This window comes from Xanthomonas sp. LMG 12461, from assembly GCF_009192935.1.
Lineage (GTDB): Bacteria > Pseudomonadota > Gammaproteobacteria > Xanthomonadales > Xanthomonadaceae > Xanthomonas_A > Xanthomonas_A sontii.
Window position 1 is genome coordinate 1 of sequence record NZ_NQYT01000044.1, and the last position, 19,591, is coordinate 19,591.

Below are 19,591 nucleotides of genomic sequence, written 5' to 3' on the forward strand. Positions count from 1 at the left end.
AATGGGGAATGGGGAATGGGGAATCGCAGAGCGCAAAGCCTACATGGCTGCGCGATTTACCGCTGTTGCTCCTGCTTTTGCCCATTCCCGATTCCCGTTTCCCCATTCCCGGCCGCGTCCAACGCCAAATTCAGCGCCAGCACGTTCACCCGCGGCTCCCCCAGCACGCCGAACTGGCGCGGCTGGGTCTGCGCGGCGACCAGGGCGGCGACGGTCTGCGGCGACAGGCCGCGCGCCGCGGCCACGCGCGCCACTTGGATGTGCGCCGCGTCCACACTGATGTCCGGGTCCATGCCGCTGCCGGACTGGGTGATCAGATCGTCCGGCACCTGCGCCGGGTCGATGCCTTCGCGCGCGGCCACCGCCTGGCGGGTGGCGTCCAGGCGCTTGCGCAGGTCGGGGTTGCTGCGCGCCTGGTTGCTGCCGGCCGCCGACATCGGGTCGTACTTCGCGCCGGACGGACGCGGCTGGAAATAGCCGGCGGCGGCGAACGGCTGCGCCACCAGCGCCGAGCCGACCACGCGGCCATCGTGGCTGCGCAGGCTGCCGTTGGCCTGCTCGGGGAACAGCGCGCCGGCCAGCACGGTGGCCAGCAACGAGTACAGCGCCGCGGACGCGAGCACCAGCAGCGGCAACACCAGCACCGCGCGCCAGCGCATCGGTTCGCGAAGGGAAACGGAAGACACGGTCATGGAGGTAATTCCGAAGGAGCGTGAGAATCGGCGCTGGGGTCAGCCCAGCGCCACCAGCAGCAGATCGATGGCCTTGATCCCGACGAACGGCAGCAGCACGCCGCCCACGCCGTAGATCAGCATGTTCCGGCGCAGCAGCGAGGTCGCCGAGGACGGGGTGAAGCGCACGCCGCGCAGCGCCAGCGGGATCAGCGCCGGGATCACCAGCGCATTGAAGATCAGCGCGGCGAGCACCGCGTTGGTCGGGCTGGACAGGCGCATCACGTTCAGCGCGGCCATCTGCGGGATCGAGGCGGCGAACAGCGCCGGCAGGATCGCGAAGTACTTGGACACGTCGTTGGCCAGCGAGAACGTGGTCAGCGCGCCGCGGGTGATCAGCTGCTGCTTGCCCACTTCCACCACCGCCAGCAGCTTGGCCGGATCCGAATCCAGATCGACCATGTTGCCGGCCTCCTTGGCCGCCTGAGTGCCGGAGTTCATCGCCAGGCCGACGTCGGCCTGGGCCAGCGCCGGCGCGTCGTTTGTACCATCGCCGACCATCGCCACCAGGCGTCCGCCGGCCTGCTCCTGGCGGATGCGCGCCAGCTTGTCCTCGGGCGTGGCCTCGGCGATGTAGTCGTCGACGCCGGCCTCGGCGGCGATGGCCGCAGCGGTCAACGGGTTGTCGCCGGTGATCATCACCGTCTTGACGCCCATCGCGCGCAGCCGCGCGAACTTCTCGCGCACGCCGTGCTTGACCACGTCCGACAGCTCGACCACGCCCAGCACGTGCCGGCCCTCGGCCACCACCAGCGGCGTGGCACCGCTGCGCGCCACCTGCTCGACCCGGCTCTTCAGTTCCGCCGGCACCTGCCCGCCCAGCGCGGTGACGTGGCGGATCAGCGCATCGGCGGCGCCCTTGCGAATCGACCGCGGCGGCTGCATGCCGTTGGCCGGGAGGTCGACGCCGGACATGCGGGTCTGCGCGGTGAAGGCGACGAACTCGGCGCCCGCCGGATCGGCCGGCGGCAGGCCCTGCTCGCGCGCCAGGCGCACGATCGACTTGCCTTCCGGGGTCGGGTCGGCCAGCGACGACAGCATCGCCGCCTCGCGCAACTGCGCCACGTCCACGCCGCTGAGCGCATGGAACACGGTGGCCTGGCGATCGCCGTGGGTGATGGTGCCGGTCTTGTCCAGCAGCAGCACGTCGACGTCGCCGGCCACTTCCACCGCCTTGCCCGACTTGGCCAGCACGTTGGCCGACAGCGCGCGGTTCATGCCGGCGATGCCGATCGCCGGCAGCAACCCGCCGATGGTGGTCGGGATCAGGCACACCAGCAGCGCGATCAGCAGCAGCGGATCCACGTGCACGCCGACGAAGCCGGCGATCGCCGGCAGCGAGGCGACCACGATCAGGAAGGTCAGGGTCATCGCCGCCAGCAGCATGGTCAGCGCGATCTCGTTCGGCGTCTTCTGCCGGTTGGCGCCTTCCACCAGCGCGATCATCCGGTCCAGGAAGCTGTGGCCCGGCTCGGCGGTGACCTTCACCAGGATCTCGTCGGACAGCACCTTGGTGCCGCCGATGACGCCGGAGCGGTCGGTGCCGGCCTCGCGCAGCACCGGCGCCGATTCGCCGGTGACCGCGGCCTCGTTGATGGTGGCCAGGCCGTGCACGATCTCGCCGTCGGCGGGGATCAGCTCGCCGGCCGAGACCACCACCAGATCGCCCGGGCGCAGTTCGGCGGCGGGCACGCTGGTCTCGCCGTCCAGCCGCACACTGGCGACCCGGCGCGCCACCAGGTCCTTGCGTGCGCGCCGCAACGAGGCGGCCTGGCCGCGGCCGCGGGCCTCGGCCACCGCCTCGGCGAAGTTGCCGAACAGCACGGTGACCAGCAGGATCGCGGTCACCGCCCAGCCAAAGCCGGCCGGCCCTTGGCCGGACACGGTGATCAGCGCCGACAGCAGCGTGCCGGCGAAGACCACCGCCATCACCGGGCTGCCCAGCAGGTGCCTTGGCGACAGCTTCAACACGCTGTCGCGCAAGGCCGCGCGCAGCGCCGCGGCATCGAACAGCCCAGGCCGGCGCGCCGGCGAAGAAGCCACGGAAGTAGAAGGAAGCGGGGTGCTCATCGTCGTCGTCTCAGTGCGCGGCCAGGGTCAGGTGATCGGCGATCGGTCCCAACACCAAAGCCGGCGTGAATTGCAGAACGGTCAGGATCGCGATGACCGCGATCAGGGTCAGCGCGAAGGTCGGGGTTTCCACCTGCAGGCTGCCGCCGGTTTCCGGCGCCACCCGCTTGCGCGCCAGTTGCGCGGCCACGATCAGCGGCACGATCAGCGCCGGATAGCGGCCCAGCAGCAGCACCACGGTGCAGCTCAGGTTCCACCATGGAATGCCGTCGCCCAGCCCCTCGAACCCGGAGCCGTTGTTGGCGAACGCCGAGGTGTACTCGTAGAACACCTGGCTGATGCCGTGGAAGCCGGGATTGGAAGTCGCCGAGATCGAGGCCGGCAGCGCCAGGGTGACCGCGGTGAAGCCGAGCAGCACCAGCGGCTGCAGCAGGATCAGCAGCGCCAGCAGGCGCACTTCCGGTGCCTCGATCTTGCGTCCGAACAGTTCCGGGGTGCGCCCGGTCATCAGGCCGGCCAGGAACACGCTCAGCAGCAGGTACACCAGGAACTGCTGCAGGCCGCAACCGATGCCGCCCCAGATCGCGTTGATCAGCATGTTGACCATCGCCACGCCACCGGTCAGCGGCGCCAGCGAATCGTGCATGGCGTTGACCGAGCCATTGGAGGTCTGCGTGGTCAGCGACGACCAGGCCGCCGAGGCATCGACGCCGAAGCGCACCTCCTTGCCCTCCATCAGCGCAGCACTGCCGGGCGCGTGGCCTTCGGCCCACAGCGACACCGCGGTGGACGCCAGCGACATCACCAGCATGCTGCCGAACACCAGCGCAGTGAACTTGCGGCGCCCGGTGAACGGGCCGACCATGAACGCCACCGCCACCGGGATCAGCACGATGCCCAGCATCTCCAGCAGGTTGGAGAACGGCGTGGGATTTTCCAGCGCCATCGCGCTGTTGGGGCCGTACCAGCCGCCGCCGTTGGTGCCGAGCTGCTTGATCGCCACCATCGCCGCGACCGGGCCGAGCGGGATCTTCTGCGTCTGCTGGCCGGCGCTGGCGTCCAGCGGCGTGGCGACCGGACCGGCCGCCAGCGTCGAAGGCACGCCCTGCTGGGTCAGCAGCAGCGTCCACAGCAGGCACAGCGGCAGCAGGAAGCGCAGGGTCGGACGGATCACGTCGGCCCAGTAGTTGCCGAGATCGACCTCCTGCGCCGTCTCGCCGCCACTCGCGGCCGCCTTGCGCGCCGCATCCTGGCCACGCCCACCGAACAGGCCGCGCAGCGTCGCCGCGACCAGCGCCAGGCCCATCATCGGGGTGATGAACTGCAGGCCGACCACGCCCACCGCCTGCGACAGGTACGACAGCTGCGCCTGGCCCGAGTAGTGCTGCTGATTGGTGTTGGTCAGGAACGACACCATGGTGTGCAAGGCCACGTCCCAGCGCATGTTGGGCACCGCATCCGGATTGAACGGCAGCCAGGCCTGGGTCACGAACAGCACGAACACCAGCACGCCCAGTACCAGGTTGCTGGCCAGGAACGCGCCGGCATAGGCGCGCCAGTGCATGCCGCGCGCCGGGTCGGTGCCGAGCAGGCGGTACAGCGGGCGTTCGATCCAGCCGAACAGCGCGTCGCCGCGCATCGGCGCCCCGCGCATCACCTTGGCCAGGTACAGGCCCAGCGGCCATCCCAGCAGCAGCGCGAGCGCATAGACAAGCAATGTATCGATCATGGAAGTGGCACTCGGCTCAGAAATCTTCGGGGCGCAGGATCACGTACAGCAGGTAACCGGCCGCGACGATCACCGCCACGCCGCAAACGAACGAAAGCCAACCGCTCATGGTCTCAACTCCGAAACAAAGGGACGGCCCGCCGCAGGGCAGGCCGCAATCGTGTGGGAACACCGCCGGACGCGGCATGCGCACGGAGGCAGAAGGGAAGCGCAACATGGCCACGCACGCCGGGTCGGACAGGCCTTCTGGCCCAGGCCGGCATTATCGAAGCCGTCGCCATAAACTCTCCGTGGCGAAGGCGCGCGGCACGCATAAATTCTGCGTAAAACCGCGCGACGCAGGCGCGTGCGCCACGTCTGCCGGCGCCGCGCCGCCGCCTGCACGGCAGCGCGCGACGACCTCAGTAATGCAGGATCGCGTCGATCAGCGCCGTCGCCTGATGGTTGCGGCGCCCGCCGTCGTAGGCGGGGAAATCGTAGGCGTGCTCGTAGCGCAGCTCCGGGCGGATCTCCAGGTCCTGCGACACCCAGTGGGTCAGGCCGATGGTGTGGCTGGAGTAGCGCGTGGCGAAACCGGTGCGCTGGCCTTCATGATCGTTCACGAACTCGTTGCGGATCGCCAGCATGTCCGACGCGCCGAGCTGGATGTTGACGTAGTTGACGATGGCGTCGGCAGTGCTGCGCCCCAGCGGAAAGTCCGGCGCCTCGCCCAGCGCATAGCCCGGGCGCCCGGTCGGCGCGTGCGACTGCGACGGATCGGTGGCCAGCGCCTGGTCGCGCACGTAGATGTGGTAGGCCTCGGTGAGCATGTGCACCTTCGGCGAGAAGCGGTGGCCCCAGGTGAGCACGAATTCCTGCAGGTTGTTGTAGGTCTGCGCGGCGTTGTTGTACGACTCCACGCACGGATACAGCATGTCGTCGTTGCTCTTGGAGACCCAGCGCAGGCAGGCCTGCGCGCTCAGGCGGCTGGTCGCGTCCCAGATCGCCGAATCGTCGCCGCCGTGCACGCCGAGCTGCAGCGTCCACTGGTCGTTGAGCTTGGTGGTGGTGAGGATGCCCATGTTGGTATAGGCATCGACCGTGTACAGGATCGAATGGGTCAACAGGTAGTTGTTCGGCGAGAACTGCGCTTCGATGTCCGGCAGCGACAGGTAACGGCCGACCGTGACCAGCATGCCCTTCGCCACCGACGGCAGGTACAGGTCCACGTGCGCGATCATCGGATCGTTGCCGTAGATCTTGCCGTTGAGCGCGCTGTTGGGCTGCGGGTGGTGCAGCAACTGGTCGCTGGTGACGCCCTTCATCGTGGTGTAGTGGTAGTCGTAGCCGTACAGGTCGTCGAGGTGGAAGCCCCAGTCGACATGGTCGGTCTGCACCGTGTCCGGCACGCGCTGCAGGCGGATCAGCGCCTGGTTGAACTCGCCGCGGTTGGGCCGCGTGGAGTAGGACAGCGGATAGTTGCTGCGCGAGGACGTGCTGGCGTTGAGCGAGGGATTGATCCAGCCGTACAGCTCGATGCGGTTGCGCTGCATCCACTGCCCCACGCGCGTGCATGTCAGCGCCTTCTCGACCGGGTACTGTGCATTCTCGTTGGGCACGCCGACCGGATAGTCGACTGCGCCAAGCTGCCATTCGGCCGACGGGAACGGCGGCGAGGAGAACGGCGCCGGCAGCCCGCGGCGCGCCGGCGTCGGCGCATCCGGATCGGCCGGTTGCGCATCCTCGCGATAGGCCGAGGCCAGGCGCGAGAAGAAGCCATTGGCGCAATCGGCACTGCGCGCCAGCGGTGGCGTGGCGACGTCCTGCGCCGCTGCCGGCAGCGCATCGGAAACCGGCGCCGCCAGGCCAGCCGCAGCAGCGGGGCCAGCGCACAGCGTGGCCAGGGACAGGAACAGGGGGTGGAGCTTCATGGACATCGGGTTCTCGGCTCACGAGGAGCCGTCCTTCTTTGGGTGGAGGGAAGCAACGACAGCGCGACGCGTCACGCGCACGCGCTATCGCAGGCGATGCGCCTGGTGGCGTATCGCGGGAAGAAAGTTGGAATGCAGCGCCGCGGCGGCGGCGTCAGCGGGTCAATGCGCGTGCGGCAAATGCGCGCGGCTGTGTGGGGGCGGATGCTGCAAGGCGCTGCGGCAACCAGGGTGGCGTCGCGCTGCACGCGGCGTGTCGCGTCGCCTGGTACGGAGGCCAGAGTGTTGCGCCGTCGCCGGATGCGATACGCCGCGTCCGTACACGTCCGTTGCGGGCAGCGACACGCTCAAGATTGCAGCCATCGATTCCACGCAAACACCCCTGTCGTCAGCGCGAAAAGTATAGGAATCGCCGAATATCTTCGTTGCAAAGCGCGCGCGGGTTCGAATAAAAGCTGCGTAAATTCGCGCGCGAAATGGAAGTGGCGTGCGCGCTGTGTGGCGATGCGTGGTGCCGTACCCTCATCCGCCCCTGCGGGGCACCTTCTCCCGGTGGGAGAAGGGAGAGGCCAAAGCCCCTCTCCCATCGGGAGAGGGGTTGGGGTGAGGGTCCGGCAAGCGAAGCGTTGCGCTGATCCAACTGCACGAGGCTTCGCCCGTACCCTCATCCGCCCCTGTGGGGCACCTTCTCCCGATGGGAGAAGGAAAAAGCCAAAGCCCCTCTCCCGCCGGGAGAGGGGTTGGGGTGAGGGTGCGGCAAGCGAAGCGTTGCGCTGATCCAACTGCACGAGGCTACGCCCGTACCCTCATCCGCCCCTGCGGGGCACCTTCTCCCTGTGGGAGAAGGAAAAAGCCAAAGTCACTCTCCCGCCGGGAGAGGGGTTGGGGTGAGGGTCCGGCGCGCGAAGCGCTGCGCTGATCCAACTGCACGAGGCTCCGCCCGTACCCTCATCCGCTCCTGCGGGGCACCTTCTCCCGGTGGGAGAAGGGAGAGGCCAAAGCCCCTCTCCCATCGGGAGAGGGGTTGGGGTGAGGGTGCGGCAAGCGAAGCTTTGCGCTGATCCAACTGCACGAGGCTGCGCCCGTACCCTCATCCGCCCCTGCGGGGCACCTTCTCCCGATGGGAGAAGGGAGAAGCTTAAAGCCCCTCTCCCATCGGGAGAGGGGTTGGGGTGAGGGTCCGGCGCGCGAAGCGCTGCACTGATCCAACTACACGAGGCTGCGCCCGCACCCTCATCCGCCCCTGCGGGGCACCTTCTCCCGATGGGAGAAGGGAGAGGCCAAAGCCCCTCTCCCATCGGGAGAGGGGTTGGGGTGAGGGTCCGGCGCGCGAAGCGCTGCGCTGATCCAACTGCACGATGCTCAGCCCTACCCTCATCCGCCCCTACGGGGCACCTTCTCCCGAGGGGAGAAGGGAAACGCCGCACTACCTCAATGTAACGGCACGCTCAAAAACGACGGCGTCGCCGCTGGCGAGCTGAAGCTCACGGTGCCGCCGAAGCGGCTGGCCGAGGTGTAGCGCGGATCGGTGGTGTCCACCACCAGCACCAGGCGGCGGCCGGCCGGGATCTCGACTGCGGTCGCCTGCAGCGCCAGGTCGAGCGTCACCGGTGTGCCCGGGGTCGCGTTGCGCAGGGTGTACGGCACATGGCTCAGCAACTGCGCCGAACCCGTGCCGTCCATGCTGTACAGATAAGCGAACAACGACACGTTGGACTGGCTCGGGGTCACCGTCAGCCGCAGCGAGGGCGCGCCGGCCAGGCGCTTGTCGCTGGACAGCACCGGGCCGCTCCACACCGCGGCGCCGGCGCGGCTGACCAGCGGGATCGAGGTGGTCACCGGCTGGCCGAGACCCTGCAGCAGGCCGCTCACCATCACCACGCCGGAATCGGCCAGGGTCGGCACGCCGGTGGCGATGCGGTAGTTCCAGCCGCTGCTGTTGCCGCTGGTCAGCGACCCGGTCGGCAACAACAGGCCGCTGGGGCCGGTCAGGCCGTAGCGGGTGGCGCCGGCCTGTACGCTGTTCCAGTCGGCATAACTGAGCCAGGTGCCGCCGAGGGTCGACAACTGCACCGGCGCTTCACGGTCCACGCCGTTGTCGCGGCCCTTCAAGTAGCGGTCGAACCAGCGCGTGGCCTCGGTATACACCTGGTTCGGCAGGCCCAGCGCGCCCGGCAGTTCGGCAGTGGCGTGGTCGCCCTGGCTGAACATCAGGTGCTTGGGCACGCTGAGCCGGTTGTAGAGGTTGATGTACTGGTTCGGCGGGAACAGGCCGTCGTTGAACGCATTGGCCAGCAGCACCGCCGGGCCGTTGCGGTTGAGCGCCTGCACCTCGTTGATCACTCCGCGTTCGGCCGCCTTGGGCAGGAAGCCCTGCACCGCGCCGTCGTAGTCGCCCACCGCCACATGCGCGGTGATCCGCGCCAGGTCCGGACCGGGCCGGCCGGTGGCGACCCCGGCGGCGACCAGCAGGCCCACACCTTGTTGGCTCACGGTGCTGTTGGCGTACAGCGAGGCCTGCAGATCGGCCCAGCCGCTGAGCGCGGCCACCGCCTTGATGCGCGGGTCGCGCGCGGCGGCGAGCAGGCTGGTGCCGGCGCCGTAGGAGATGCCCGAGACGCCGATCGCCTTGGCGTCGGCCGGGGTGTTGGCCAGCGCCCAGTCGATCACTGCGCTGACGTCCTCCACCGTCGGTGCCCCGGCGATGTCGATCAGCCCCTGCGAATCCCAGAAGCCGCGCGAGGTGTAGCTGACCACCACGTAGCCGTCGTTGGCCAGTTCGCTGGCGCGGCCCACGTATTCCAGGTTGGGCAGCGACCAGCTGGCCGGCATCACCACCAGCGGGAATGGCCCCGGCCCCTGCCCTTGCGGCACGAGGACGAGCGCGCCGAGCTTGGTGCCGTCGAAACTGGGAATGCTCTGGTACTGCTTGGTGAAGCCGGCCGCGGCCGCGGCGGCGGAGAACACCAGCAACATCGCGCCGAGGGCGATGCGACGTGACACGGACATGCGCATGGACTGCCTCCCAAGCGGCGCCGGACCGGAATGGCCGGCTGCCGGAACGGTACTGCCAGAACGGTGACAAGGGCTCGACACGGGGCCGGGCAGGCGGACCGTACCACCGGGTACGGGCGATATTCACGCCGCAGTGCCGCACAGTATGGAAGGACCTTGGCGGGCGACCCGAACGTGCTGGCGCCGCAACCGGTGGCCGGCGCGCGCCCAGGCCGCGCGGCTCAGCTCAAAAAGTGCTGGTAGCCGCTTCGCGGCGGCTGCCACCGCTGGCCGTCGGCATCGCGCACCGCGATGCCATTGCCGGCGACGATGCGCCCGATCGGCGTCGCCGTGACCCCGACCGCCTGCAGCGCCTGCACGATCGCCGCGCGCTGCGCCGGGTCGGCGGTGAAGCACAGTTCGTAGTCGTCGCCGCCGCCCAGTTGCCAGGCGTGCACCTGCGCAGGGGCCGCGTCGGCCGGGGCGGCGACCGCCGGCAGCGCGGCCAGCTCCAGTTCGGCGCCGACGCCGCTGCGCGCGCAGATGTGCTCCAGGTCGGCCAGCAGACCGTCGGAGACGTCCACGCAGGCCCGCGCCAGGCCACGCAGGCACAGGCCCACCTGCACTCGCGGCGTCGGCCGCAACAGGCGCTGGCGCAGGCGTTCGTGCACGGGATCGGCCGCGGGCGCGGTCACGTCGAGGCGCCCGGCCTGCCACAGCGCCAGCGCCGCGGCCGCCTCGCCCGGCTGCCCGGTCACCCAGACCTCGTCGCCCGGCTGCGCGGCATCGCGGCGCAGCGCCATCGTCGCCGGCACGCTGCCGATCGCGGTCACCGACAAGGCCAGCGGCCCGCGCGTGGTGTCGCCGCCGGCCAGGCCGATGCCGTGCGCATCGGCCAGGGCGAAGAAGCCCTCGGCGAACGCATCGATCCAGGCCATGTCGACCTGCGGCAGCGACAGCGACAAGGTGCACCAGCGTGGCTGCGCGCCCATCGCCGCCAGGTCGGACAGATTCACCGCCAGCGTCTTCCAGCCGATGTCGGCGGCCGCGGTTTCGACCGGGAAATGCACCCCGGCGTTGAGCGTATCGGTGGTGATCGCCAGCAACTCCCCCGGCGGCGGCAGCAGCAAGGCCGCATCGTCACCGATGCCCAGCGGCAGGTCGTCCCGCGCCCGGCTGCGCGCGCGCAGGCGCTCGATCAGATCGAATTCGGGCATGGGGGGCTGGGAATCGGGAATGGGGAGTCGGGAATGGGAAAAGCAGGAGCAACAACCGGCGCGCCGGCGATCTCGGAGGGGAAGGCAGTTGCTTTTGCCATTCCCCATTCCCTTTTCCCCATTCCCAGCCCCTCAGCCCCCCGACTCCACCGCGCGCCATTCCAGCGCGGCGCGGTCCAGGACGCCGTTGACGTAGGTGTGGCCGTGCTCGGAGCCGAAGCGCTTGGCGGTCTCGATGGCTTCGTTGATCACCACGCGGTACGGCACGTCCATGCGGTGCAGCAGTTCGTAGGCGGCCAGGCGCAACACCGCGCGTTCGATCGCGTCCACTTCCTCGACCGTGCGGTCGAGGTAGCCGACCAGCGCTGCGTCCAGTTCGGCACGGTGCTTGAGCACGCCTTCGACCAGGTTCTCGAAGTACACCAGGTCGGCGATCTCGTGCGCCTGCTCGTGCGCGAACTGCGCGATCACGTGCTGGGCGTTGCCGCCGGAGATCTGCCAGGCGTAGATCGCCTGCAGCGCACGCCGGCGCGCGCGCGAACGCAGGACCGGATCCACGCCGTCGCGGCGTGAGTGGTGCTTGTGGCCAGCGGGTTTGTTCACGGCAGCAGCTCCAGCAGGTTGACCATCTCCAGCGCGCTCAGCGCCGCTTCCTCGCCCTTGTTGCCATGGCTGCCGCCGGCGCGCGCCTCGGCGTCCTCGACCTGCTCCACCGCGAGCACACCGTTGAGCACCGGGATGCGGAAGTCCAGCGACACCCGCAGCAGGCCCTCGGCGCAGCCGTCGGCCACGTGTTCGTAGTGGCGGGTGTCGCCGCGGATCACGCAACCCAGCGCGATGATCGCGGCATGCTTGCCGGCCGCGGCCAGGCGGGCGGCGACCAGCGGCAGCTCCCAGGCGCCCGGCACCCGGATCACGTCCACCGCGTCGTCGGCGATGCCGTTGCCGGCCAGACTCTGCCGCGCACCGGCGACCAGCACGTCGGTGATACGGGCGTTCCAGCGGCTGGCGATGATCGCGAAACGCGCCGACTCGGGAGTGCGGAGGTCGCCTTCGTAATGGGACATGGCGGTGGCAGCTTGAGGGGGTGGGAGAGTTTAGCAGGCGGTGGGGCCGCGGCCCGAGGAAGCGCTCCAGGGGCACCTTGCAGAAGGCCCAGGCACCGCCAATGGCAGGAATCGCGCGGGATCAGCTTTTACCGATTCCCCAATCCCGATTCCCGATTCCCGATTCCCGGCTCCACATGCTCCACCACCTCGAGCCCGAACCCGGCCAGGCCGATCTGCCGGCGCGGCGTGCCGAGCACGCGCAGCTTGCCTAGGCCCAGATCGGCCAGGATCTGGCTGCCGGCGCCGTTGCGCCGCCACTGGCCCACGTCCTTGCCGTGCGCCGCCTCGGGCTGCGCGCGCAGCCGCGCCAGCAGCGCCTCGCTGTCGCGCGGCGCCGACAGCACCACCATCACCCCGCGCTCGGCGGCGGCGATCGCGCGCAAGGCGTCGCTGGCGGCCACGCCGAAATCGTCGCGGCGCCAGTGCAGCAGGTCGGCCAGCGGGTTTTCCACCTGCACCCGTACCAGGGTCGGCGTCTCGGCATCCGGGGTGCCGCGGACCAGGGCGAAGTGCAGGTCGTGGGCGATGCGGTCGCGGTAGGTGACCAGGGTGAAGCCGCCGAACTCGGTGTCGATCGGCCGCTCGTCGATGCGCTCGACGGTGTGCTCGGTGGCCAGGCGATAGGCGATCAGGTCGGCGATCGAGCCCATCTTCAGGCCGTGGGTGCGGGCGAACTCCTCCAGTTGCGGACGCCGCGCCATGCTGCCATCGGGATTGAGCACTTCCACCAGCACACCGGCCGGCTCCAGCCCCGCCAGCATCGGCAGGTCGCTGGCGGCCTCGGTGTGGCCGGCGCGGGTCAGCACCCCGCCGGGCTGGGCGATCAGCGGGAAGATGTGGCCGGGCTGACTGAGGTCGTGCGGCTTGGCGTCCGGCTTGACCGCCGTGCGCACGGTGTGGGCGCGGTCGTAGGCGGAGATGCCGGTGGTGACGCCCTCGGCGGCCTCGATGCTGACGGTGAAGTTGGTATGGAACTGCGCGGTGTTGCGCTGGACCATCGGCGCCAGGCCGAGCTGCGCGCAGCGCTCGCGGGTCAGCGACAGGCACACCAGGCCGCGCGCGTGGGTGACCATGAAATTGATGTCCGAGGGCTTGACCAGCTCGGCGGCCATGATCAGGTCGCCCTCGTTCTCGCGGTCCTCGTCGTCGACGATGACCACCATGCGGCCGGCGCGGAGTTCTTCCAGCAGCTCGGGGACGGAGGCGAAATTCAGGCTCGGGGTAACGGAAGGCGACATGCGGGGACTCGCGGAAAGACGGAAGGTGCCGCGCGAGCCTCAGGCATCGGCGCAGCGTGGCGGAGAGGCAGAAGGCCGGACGTGGCCAGGATCAGTCCTGGCGGCCCTGCAACAGGCGTTCGACGTAGCGCGCGACCAGGTCGATCTCCAGGTTCACCGCCGCGCCGACGGCGGTCTGCGCGAACGCGGTGTGCGCCACGGTGTGCGGAATCAGCGCGACCTCGAAGCCTTCGGCGTCGACTTCATTGACGGTGAGGCTGACCCCATCCACGCAGATCGAGCCCTTCTTGGCGATGTAGCGCAGCAGCGGCGCCGGCGCGGCGAAACGCCAGCGCTGCGCGCGCGCATCGTCGTGAATCGACAGCACCTCGCCGAGGCCGTCGACATGGCCGCTGACCAGGTGCCCGCCGAGGCGGTCGCTGGGGCGCATCGCCCGCTCCAGGTTCAGTATCGCGCCCTCGGCCAGGCGGCCGAGCGTGGTCAGCGCCAGGGTCTCGGTGGAGGCGTCGGCCTGGAACGCCGCCGCGTCGAAGGCGATCACGGTCAGGCACACGCCATTGACCGCGATGCTCTCGCCCAGGCGCACGTCGGCGAACGGCAGGCTGCCGGTGGCGAAGGTGAAGCGGAGATCGCCGCCCTGCGGCTGGCGGGCGGCGAGATGGCCGACGCCTTCGATGATTCCGGTGAACATAGCTACGTTTCTCGCAATGGGGTGAGCGAAAAACGCCACAAGGCAAACAGGCACGCGCACAGCCGCAAGGCTGCGCGAAGGCCGTCTTCTTTCATCCGGACTATACCGTCGGCTCCGGCATCGCACCGGATCTGCTGACCTTCCCGATTCGGCGCGTCGCGCCTGCGCCGGGAAGCGCTCGCGGGCTCGTGCGCGAACGCACCTACCGCCGGTGGGGAATCGCACCCCGCCCTGAAGACGTTTGTGGTCGCCGGCGAACCGGCTCGGGCATTCTAGCAGGCGCGGCCGCAGCGGCCGCCCGGTACAGCGCGCCACCGGTGGGACAAAGCGTCGCGGTGCGCACGGCAACCTTGCGCGCGGCGACGCGCATCACCGGCGATCGCTCAGGGCGAGGCCGCCCCCGCGCTGGCGGCGATCGCCGGCCGCAGCAGCAGGCGCAGGTCGTCACCGAGCTGGCGCACGTCCTGCAATTGCAGCGGTACCCGCTGCGCCATGGTCTCGATGCCGAGCCCGGCCAGCAGCGGACGCGCGGTATCGCCCAATAGGAGCGGCGCCATGTACACCAGCACCTCGTCGACTAGGCCGGCGCGCAGCAGTGCACCGCTCAGCGTCGCCCCGGCCTCGACCTGGACCTCGTTGATGCCGCGCTCGCCGAGCAGGCGCAGCGCCGCGTGCAGGTCGCAGCGGCCGTCGTGCAGCGGCACCGCGGCGAACGCGGCATGATCCAGCGCCGGCGGCACGCAGTCCGGCGCATGCAGGTACAGGGTCGGCGCACTGCCGTCGCGGACCTTGGCCTGCGCCAGGCTGCGCAGTTGCGCGTCCAGCACCACGCGCAACGGCGGGGCCACCTCGATCGCCGCGTCCAGGCGCACGGTCAGTGCCGGGTCGTCGGCCAGCACGGTGCCGGCGCCGGTGAGGATGGCGCCGGCGCGGGCGCGCCAGTGCTGCACGTCCTGGCGCGCCGCCGCGCCGGTGATCCATTTCGATTCGCCGCTGGCCAGCGCGGTGCGTCCGTCCAGGCTGGCACCGAGCTTGATCCGCAACCAAGGCCGGCCGCGCTCCACCCGCGACAGGAAACCGCGATTGAGCGCGCGCGCCTGCGTGTCCATCAGGCCCGCCTGCACCGCGATGCCAGCCTCTCGCAGCAGTGCGAAGCCGCCGCCGTTGACCTGCGGGAACGGGTCGGCCATCGCCGCCACCACCCGCGCCACCCCGGCCTCGATCAGCGCCAGCGCGCACGGCGGGGTGCGGCCGTAGTGCGCGCACGGTTCCAGGGTCACGTAGGCGGTGGCGCCGCGGGCGCGTTCGCCGGCGGCGCGCAGCGCGAACACCTCCGCGTGCGGCCCGCCGGCGCGCTGGTGGAAGCCCTCGCCCACCACGACACCGTCGCGCACGATCACGCAGCCGACCATCGGATTGGGCCGCGTGGTGTAGGCGCCGCGCTCGGCCAGGCGCAGGGCCTGCGCCATCCAGCGATGGTCGTCGGCGGAGAAGCCGGGGACGGCGTCGGCGCTCATGTAGATGCAGATGCGGCGCTAGCGTCGCGGCGCATCACCACGATCTGCAGCAACCCCAGCGGCAGGTCGGCATGGCGCTGCCAGCCCAGGCGCTCGTAGAACAGCACCAGCACCGGTTCGCAGTACAGGTACAGCCACTGCACGCCGAAGCGCGCGGCAGCCTGCACGCAGTGCGCGACCAAAGCGGCGCCGACGCCGGCACCGCGCGCCTGCGGCCGCACGTACAGCGTCGCCAGCCACGGCGAAAACTGGCGGATGCGCGCGTCGTCGTTCTGCAGCAGGCTCACCGAGCCCAGCCAGTCCTCGCCGTCCAGGGCGATCCAACTGGTGGGAATACGTTTGTCGTCGCGATGGCTGCGCAGGTCGGCCTCGGCCTCGACCACGTTCCACTCCGGCAGCAGCGGGCCGAACGCCTGCAGATGCTCCTGCGCCAGCGCGGGAATGTGCTGCGCGGCCTCGGCCAGACAGACGATGCGCATGCGCTCAGCGCTTGCCGGTCTTGTCGCCCGGCTTGGCCGCGCGCACCAGGTCCAGCAGCGGCAGCTGCTCGCTGCCCACCGGCAACTCGCGCTCGAGCTTCTCGATCTCCTCGCGGAAATCGGCCACGTCCTGGAAGCTGCGGTACACCGAGGCGAAGCGCACGTAGCCGACGTGGTCGAGCTTGCGCAGCTCGGCCATCACGTACTCGCCGACCCGGATCGAGGGCAGTTCGCGCTCGCCGGACATGCGCAACTGGTGCACCACCGCACGCACCGCCGCCTCGATCTGCTCCTCGGCCACCGGCCGCTTCTGCAGCGCGCGATCGAAGCTGGTGCGCAGCTTGCGCGCATCGAACGCCTCGCGGCCGCCGTCGCTTTTGATCACCGTCGGCAGCTTGAGTTCGATCGTCTCCAGCGTGCTGAAGCGCTCGCCGCAGGCCTCGCACTCGCGACGCCGGCGGATCGTCGCGCCGTCCTCGGACACGCGCGAATCGATCACCCGGGTATCGGTGTGCTGGCAGAAGGGGCAGTGCATTCAGGGCGCCGGGAATGGGGAAACGGGAATGGGGAATGGGAACGTCAACAGCGCAAGCGTAGCGCTTCTGACCATTCCCGATTCTCCATTCTCCATTCCCGCCTCAGCCATATAGGTGCCGGGAGTGGGGAAACGGGAATGGGGAATGGGAACGCCAAAGGCGCCAGCTAGCACTTTCAACCATTCCCGATTCTCCATTCCCCATTCCCGTTTTTCAGCCATACACCGGATACTTGCGGCACTGCGCGGTCACCGCGTCGCGCACGCGCGCCAGCACGGTATCGTCGGCCGGGGCGTCGAGCACGTCGGCGATCCAGTTGGCCAGATCGACGCAATCCTGTTCCTGGTAGCCGCGGGTGGTGATCGCCGGGGTGCCCAGGCGCAGGCCCGAGGTCACGAACGGCGAGCGCGGGTCGTTGGGCACCGAGTTCTTGTTGACGGTGATGTGGGCCTTGCCCAGCGCCGCTTCCGCGTCCTTGCCGGAGACGTCGCGGCCGATCATGTCCACCAGCATCAGGTGGTTCTCGGTGCCGCCGGAGACGATCTTGTAGCCGCGCGCGATCAGGGTCTTGGCCATGGCCTGGGCGTTCTTCACCACCTGCTGCTGGTAGCGGGTGAATTCCGGCTCCAGCGCTTCCTTGAACGCCACCGCCTTGGCCGCGATCACGTGCATCAGCGGGCCGCCCTGGATGCCGGGGAAGACGATCGACTGCAGCTTCTTGGACAGGTCTTCGAGCTTGTCGCCGGCGCCGGCGGCACTGGCGACGATGATGCCGCCACGCGGGCCGCGCAGGGTCTTGTGGGTGGTGGAAGTGACCACGTGCGCGTGCGGCAGCGGGGTCGGATAGACACCGGCGGCGACCAGGCCGGCCACGTGTGCCATGTCCACGAAGAAGTACGCACCGACCTTGTCGGCGATGGCGCGGAAGCGCGCCCAGTCGATCACCTGCGAGTAGGCGGAGAAGCCCGCCACCACCATCTTCGGCTTGTGCTCCACGGCCAGGCGCTCGACTTCGTCGTAGTCGATCAGGCCCTGGTCGTTGACGCCGTACTGCACGGCGTTGAACAGCTTGCCGGAGGCGTTGACCTTGGCGCCGTGGGTCAGGTGGCCGCCGTGCGCCAGCGACATGCCGAGGATGGTGTCGCCCGGCTGCAGCAGCGCGAAGTACACCGCCTGGTTGGCCTGCGAGCCGCTGTGCGGCTGCACGTTGGCGTAGTCGGCACCGAACAGTTGCTTGACCCGGTCGATGGCCAGCTGCTCGGCGACGTCGACGAATTCGCAACCGCCATAGTAGCGCTTGCCCGGATAGCCTTCGGCGTACTTGTTGGTCAGCTGGCTGCCTTGCGCTTCCATGACCAGCGGGCTGCAGTAGTTCTCGCTGGCGATCAGCTCGACGTGGTCTTCCTGGCGGCCGGCTTCGGCGGCGATGGCGCGGGCCAGGTCGGGATCGTAGGTTTCGATGCGGGCGTCGCGCGGGAACATCGGGTCTCCGGGGGCATGGACAGAAGGCAGACGACTAGTTTAAGCCCCGCGCGCGGCCGAGGGCGAACCAAAACGCAGACGGCCTCCCGAAGGAGGCCGTCTGGCGATGCCGCAGCAGGGCTCAGCGGCCGCTGAGCACCAGGTCGGCGATGATGCCGGTGGCGATGGCGACCAGCAGCAGGTTGCCGGTGTCGTCACGCACCCAGCGGTAGCCGTACGGCGGGCGCCGGACCTGGTAACGGTCGTAGTCGTAGACCACGTAGTTCGGGCCGTAGTAGCGCTGGCCGCGCGCCCAGCGCGGCGGACCCGGGCGGTAGTAGACGACGTCCGGGCCGTTGCGATAGCCGTCGCGGTAGCCGCGGTCGTAGGCGCGACGGGCGTCGCGGCGGTCGCGCTCACGGTCGCGCCAGTAGCGCTCGCGATCGGCGTCGCGGTAGCCGCGGTCGTACCAGCCATGGTCGCGCGGACCCGGTCCCGGCGGCGGGGGTGGCGGCCCCGGAGGACCCGGAGGACCCGGCGGGCCCCAGCCCGGACCGGGACCCGGACCGCCCGGACCCCAGGCGAACGCGGGTGGCGCCATGAAACCCAGCGCCAGCGCGGACGAGAGGGCGATTGTGGCAATGCGTTTCATGTTCATGGCAACTCCGTCACGTGGTGTGGCGGTTGCATTTAGGCCGTTTTCGTCTGAACCGTCTCCTGCTGGAATCGGTTACGTATTCAGCTTCACGGATCGGGCTAGGAAAGCGTTCATCCAGCGGCATTTCCGGCCTGCGCGTGCAGGCGCAACAGCGCCGCCTGCGCCGTGTCATCGGCTGGCAAATAGACCACCAGACGGTTGCCGTTGCGCGGCGCCGACCACCAGTTGACCTGCTGCAGGCGCAACTCGCCTTCCTGCGGATGGCGGAAGCGCTTGAGCTGGTTCTCCACGCCGCGCACCTCGCGCCGCTGCCGCCACAGCGCATCGAACTCGGGAGAGGCCGCGCGGTAGCGCGCCAGCAGCGCCTCCCATTCCGGCTCGCCCAGGTGTTCGGCCATCGCCGCGCGCAGCAACGCCACCATGTGCTGCAGCACGTCCTGGCGATCGAGCAATGCATCGCGCCAGCGCGGATTGGTGAAGGCCTGATAGACGCAGTTGCGGTCGGCGTCCGCCAGGTCGGCCAGGGTCACACCCATCAGGCGCTCGAAGGCCGGGTTGGCGCCGAGGATGTCGAAGCGCGGGGTCTGCAGCATTGCCGGCCACGGGCCGAGCTGGTCCAGCAGCATGCGCCCGGTGCCGGTGAGGCGTTGGCACGGCGGCGGCGCCAGGGCCGTGGTCTCGCCCAATCCCGCCAGCGCCAGCACGTGCGCGGTTTCGACCTCCGAACACTGCAGGGCGCGGGCGATGGCGGTCAGCACGCGCGCCGAGGCGCGGACCGGGCGCCCCTGTTCCAGCCAGGTGTACCAGGTCACGCCAACATCGGCGAGCAAGGCCACTTCCTCGCGGCGCAGGCCGGGGGTGCGGCGCCTGCCGCCGCGCGGGAGCGCCAGGCGGGCGGGATCCAGGCTCTCGCGGCGGGCGCGCAGGAAGGCGCCCAGCGCGCGGGCACGCTCGCTGGCCAGGGCCGGGCCCGACGCAGCAGGCGCGACCGCCCGCTCCGGCCTGGAGGTGGAATGTGCGAGGTCCAGTTGCATCGTCTTCTCCACTTTTGCTGTGCGCCGGTGCCCGACGACGCCGCGTCGACAGGCGACGCAGGCGTGTCTGTCACGCCGACGGGGACGGCACCCCGACGCGACCGTCCGGGACGCCAGGGAGGCAGCGCCAGTACCAGGATAAATGAGTCCTTGTACCAGTTTATCGACTCACCATACTGCGCGCCATGACCACACCCTCCCCCACCTCCGCCATGCC

The 19,591-nt window shown here is 69.8% G+C and carries 17 protein-coding genes and 1 riboswitch; all 17 genes read right to left on the minus strand.

The genetic code is table 11. The features are described 5' to 3' along the window. Positions 1 to 56: 56 nt before the first annotated feature. The 17 genes from kdpC to CEK68_RS12475 all read right to left on the minus strand — a co-directional run bounded on the left by kdpC (position 57) and on the right by CEK68_RS12475 (position 19,374). Positions 57 to 659, minus strand: coding sequence for a potassium-transporting ATPase subunit KdpC (kdpC, locus tag CEK68_RS12395; protein ID WP_226977870.1), 603 nt, complete (start codon positions 657 to 659; stop codon positions 57 to 59). Between the two features lie 72 nt (positions 660 to 731). Next, positions 732 to 2,801: a potassium-transporting ATPase subunit KdpB gene (gene kdpB / locus CEK68_RS12400; protein ID WP_043090518.1), complete on the minus strand. Its 2,070-nt coding sequence runs from the start codon at positions 2,799 to 2,801 to the stop codon at positions 732 to 734. Between the two features lie 10 nt (positions 2,802 to 2,811). Next, on the minus strand, positions 2,812 to 4,530 hold the full coding sequence (gene kdpA / locus CEK68_RS12405; RefSeq protein WP_017915545.1) for a potassium-transporting ATPase subunit KdpA: 1,719 nt from the start codon (positions 4,528 to 4,530) through the stop codon (positions 2,812 to 2,814). Between the two features lie 16 nt (positions 4,531 to 4,546). Continuing rightward, positions 4,547 to 4,639: a potassium-transporting ATPase subunit F gene (locus tag CEK68_RS12410; RefSeq protein ID WP_010341961.1), complete on the minus strand. Its 93-nt coding sequence runs from the start codon at positions 4,637 to 4,639 to the stop codon at positions 4,547 to 4,549. A 292-nt stretch (positions 4,640 to 4,931) separates the two neighbouring features. Then, a complete protein-coding gene (locus tag CEK68_RS12415; protein ID WP_152239563.1) occupies positions 4,932 to 6,446 on the minus strand; it encodes an outer membrane beta-barrel protein in 1,515 nt (504 codons plus the stop codon). A 1,425-nt stretch (positions 6,447 to 7,871) separates the two neighbouring features. Continuing rightward, positions 7,872 to 9,443, minus strand: a complete 1,572-nt coding sequence (locus CEK68_RS12420; protein ID WP_193314192.1) for a CocE/NonD family hydrolase — start codon at positions 9,441 to 9,443, stop codon at positions 7,872 to 7,874. Positions 9,444 to 9,676: 233 nt separating this feature from the next. Beyond that, positions 9,677 to 10,651, minus strand: coding sequence for a thiamine-phosphate kinase (thiL, locus tag CEK68_RS12425; RefSeq protein ID WP_152239565.1), 975 nt, complete (start codon positions 10,649 to 10,651; stop codon positions 9,677 to 9,679). A gap of 132 nt (positions 10,652 to 10,783) precedes the next feature. Next, positions 10,784 to 11,254, minus strand: a complete 471-nt coding sequence (nusB, locus tag CEK68_RS12430) for a transcription antitermination factor NusB (protein ID WP_152239566.1) — start codon at positions 11,252 to 11,254, stop codon at positions 10,784 to 10,786. Beyond that, positions 11,251 to 11,718, minus strand: a complete 468-nt coding sequence (gene ribH / locus CEK68_RS12435; RefSeq protein WP_017910047.1) for a 6,7-dimethyl-8-ribityllumazine synthase — start codon at positions 11,716 to 11,718, stop codon at positions 11,251 to 11,253. The genes nusB and ribH overlap by 4 nt, the downstream gene beginning before the upstream one ends. Before the next feature lie 128 nt (positions 11,719 to 11,846). After that, a complete protein-coding gene (gene ribB, locus CEK68_RS12440) occupies positions 11,847 to 12,974 on the minus strand; it encodes a 3,4-dihydroxy-2-butanone-4-phosphate synthase (protein ID WP_152239571.1) in 1,128 nt (375 codons plus the stop codon). Positions 12,975 to 13,089: 115 nt separating this feature from the next. Next, positions 13,090 to 13,689, minus strand: a complete 600-nt coding sequence (locus CEK68_RS12445) for a riboflavin synthase (RefSeq protein WP_152239567.1) — start codon at positions 13,687 to 13,689, stop codon at positions 13,090 to 13,092. A 79-nt stretch (positions 13,690 to 13,768) separates the two neighbouring features. After that, positions 13,769 to 13,932: riboswitch (FMN riboswitch) on the minus strand. A gap of 140 nt (positions 13,933 to 14,072) precedes the next feature. Then, positions 14,073 to 15,206 (minus strand): bifunctional diaminohydroxyphosphoribosylaminopyrimidine deaminase/5-amino-6-(5-phosphoribosylamino)uracil reductase RibD, encoded by a 1,134-nt coding sequence (gene ribD, locus CEK68_RS12450; RefSeq protein ID WP_152239568.1) that lies wholly within the window; start codon positions 15,204 to 15,206, stop codon positions 14,073 to 14,075. Further along, positions 15,203 to 15,685, minus strand: a complete 483-nt coding sequence (locus CEK68_RS12455; protein ID WP_152239569.1) for a GNAT family N-acetyltransferase — start codon at positions 15,683 to 15,685, stop codon at positions 15,203 to 15,205. The genes ribD and CEK68_RS12455 overlap by 4 nt, the downstream gene beginning before the upstream one ends. A gap of 4 nt (positions 15,686 to 15,689) precedes the next feature. Next, entirely contained in the window at positions 15,690 to 16,220 is a 531-nt protein-coding gene (gene nrdR / locus CEK68_RS12460) for a transcriptional regulator NrdR (protein WP_010340907.1), read from the minus strand. 214 nt (positions 16,221 to 16,434) lie between these two features. Then, positions 16,435 to 17,703, minus strand: coding sequence for a serine hydroxymethyltransferase (glyA, locus tag CEK68_RS12465; RefSeq protein ID WP_150409969.1), 1,269 nt, complete (start codon positions 17,701 to 17,703; stop codon positions 16,435 to 16,437). Positions 17,704 to 17,824: 121 nt separating this feature from the next. Next, a complete protein-coding gene (locus tag CEK68_RS12470; protein ID WP_017910054.1) occupies positions 17,825 to 18,340 on the minus strand; it encodes an RcnB family protein in 516 nt (171 codons plus the stop codon). A gap of 110 nt (positions 18,341 to 18,450) precedes the next feature. Then, the gene (locus CEK68_RS12475; protein ID WP_152239570.1) at positions 18,451 to 19,374 is read right to left on the minus strand and encodes a helix-turn-helix transcriptional regulator; all 924 of its coding nucleotides are present in this window, start codon (positions 19,372 to 19,374) and stop codon (positions 18,451 to 18,453) included. Between the last annotated feature and the right edge of the window lie 217 nt (positions 19,375 to 19,591).

Excerpts from the sequence above, each read along its gene's own strand:
- kdpC (WP_226977870.1), bottom strand. The coding sequence starts at position 659 with ATGCGCTGGCGCGCGGTGCTGGTGTTGCCGCTGCTGGTGCTCGCGTCC.
- kdpB (WP_043090518.1), bottom strand. The coding sequence starts at position 2,801 with ATGAGCACCCCGCTTCCTTCTACTTCCGTGGCTTCTTCGCCGGCGCGC.
- kdpA (WP_017915545.1), bottom strand. The coding sequence starts at position 4,530 with ATGATCGATACATTGCTTGTCTATGCGCTCGCGCTGCTGCTGGGATGG.
- CEK68_RS12410 (WP_010341961.1), bottom strand. The coding sequence starts at position 4,639 with ATGAGCGGTTGGCTTTCGTTCGTTTGCGGCGTGGCGGTGATCGTCGCG.
- CEK68_RS12415 (WP_152239563.1), bottom strand. The coding sequence starts at position 6,446 with ATGTCCATGAAGCTCCACCCCCTGTTCCTGTCCCTGGCCACGCTGTGC.
- thiL (WP_152239565.1), bottom strand. The coding sequence starts at position 10,651 with ATGCCCGAATTCGATCTGATCGAGCGCCTGCGCGCGCGCAGCCGGGCG.
- ribH (WP_017910047.1), bottom strand. The coding sequence starts at position 11,718 with ATGTCCCATTACGAAGGCGACCTCCGCACTCCCGAGTCGGCGCGTTTC.
- CEK68_RS12445 (WP_152239567.1), bottom strand. The coding sequence starts at position 13,689 with ATGTTCACCGGAATCATCGAAGGCGTCGGCCATCTCGCCGCCCGCCAG.
- ribD (WP_152239568.1), bottom strand. The coding sequence starts at position 15,206 with ATGAGCGCCGACGCCGTCCCCGGCTTCTCCGCCGACGACCATCGCTGG.
- CEK68_RS12455 (WP_152239569.1), bottom strand. The coding sequence starts at position 15,685 with ATGCGCATCGTCTGTCTGGCCGAGGCCGCGCAGCACATTCCCGCGCTG.
- nrdR (WP_010340907.1), bottom strand. The coding sequence starts at position 16,220 with ATGCACTGCCCCTTCTGCCAGCACACCGATACCCGGGTGATCGATTCG.
- glyA (WP_150409969.1), bottom strand. The coding sequence starts at position 17,703 with ATGTTCCCGCGCGACGCCCGCATCGAAACCTACGATCCCGACCTGGCC.
- CEK68_RS12470 (WP_017910054.1), bottom strand. The coding sequence starts at position 18,340 with ATGAACATGAAACGCATTGCCACAATCGCCCTCTCGTCCGCGCTGGCG.
- CEK68_RS12475 (WP_152239570.1), bottom strand. The coding sequence starts at position 19,374 with ATGCAACTGGACCTCGCACATTCCACCTCCAGGCCGGAGCGGGCGGTC.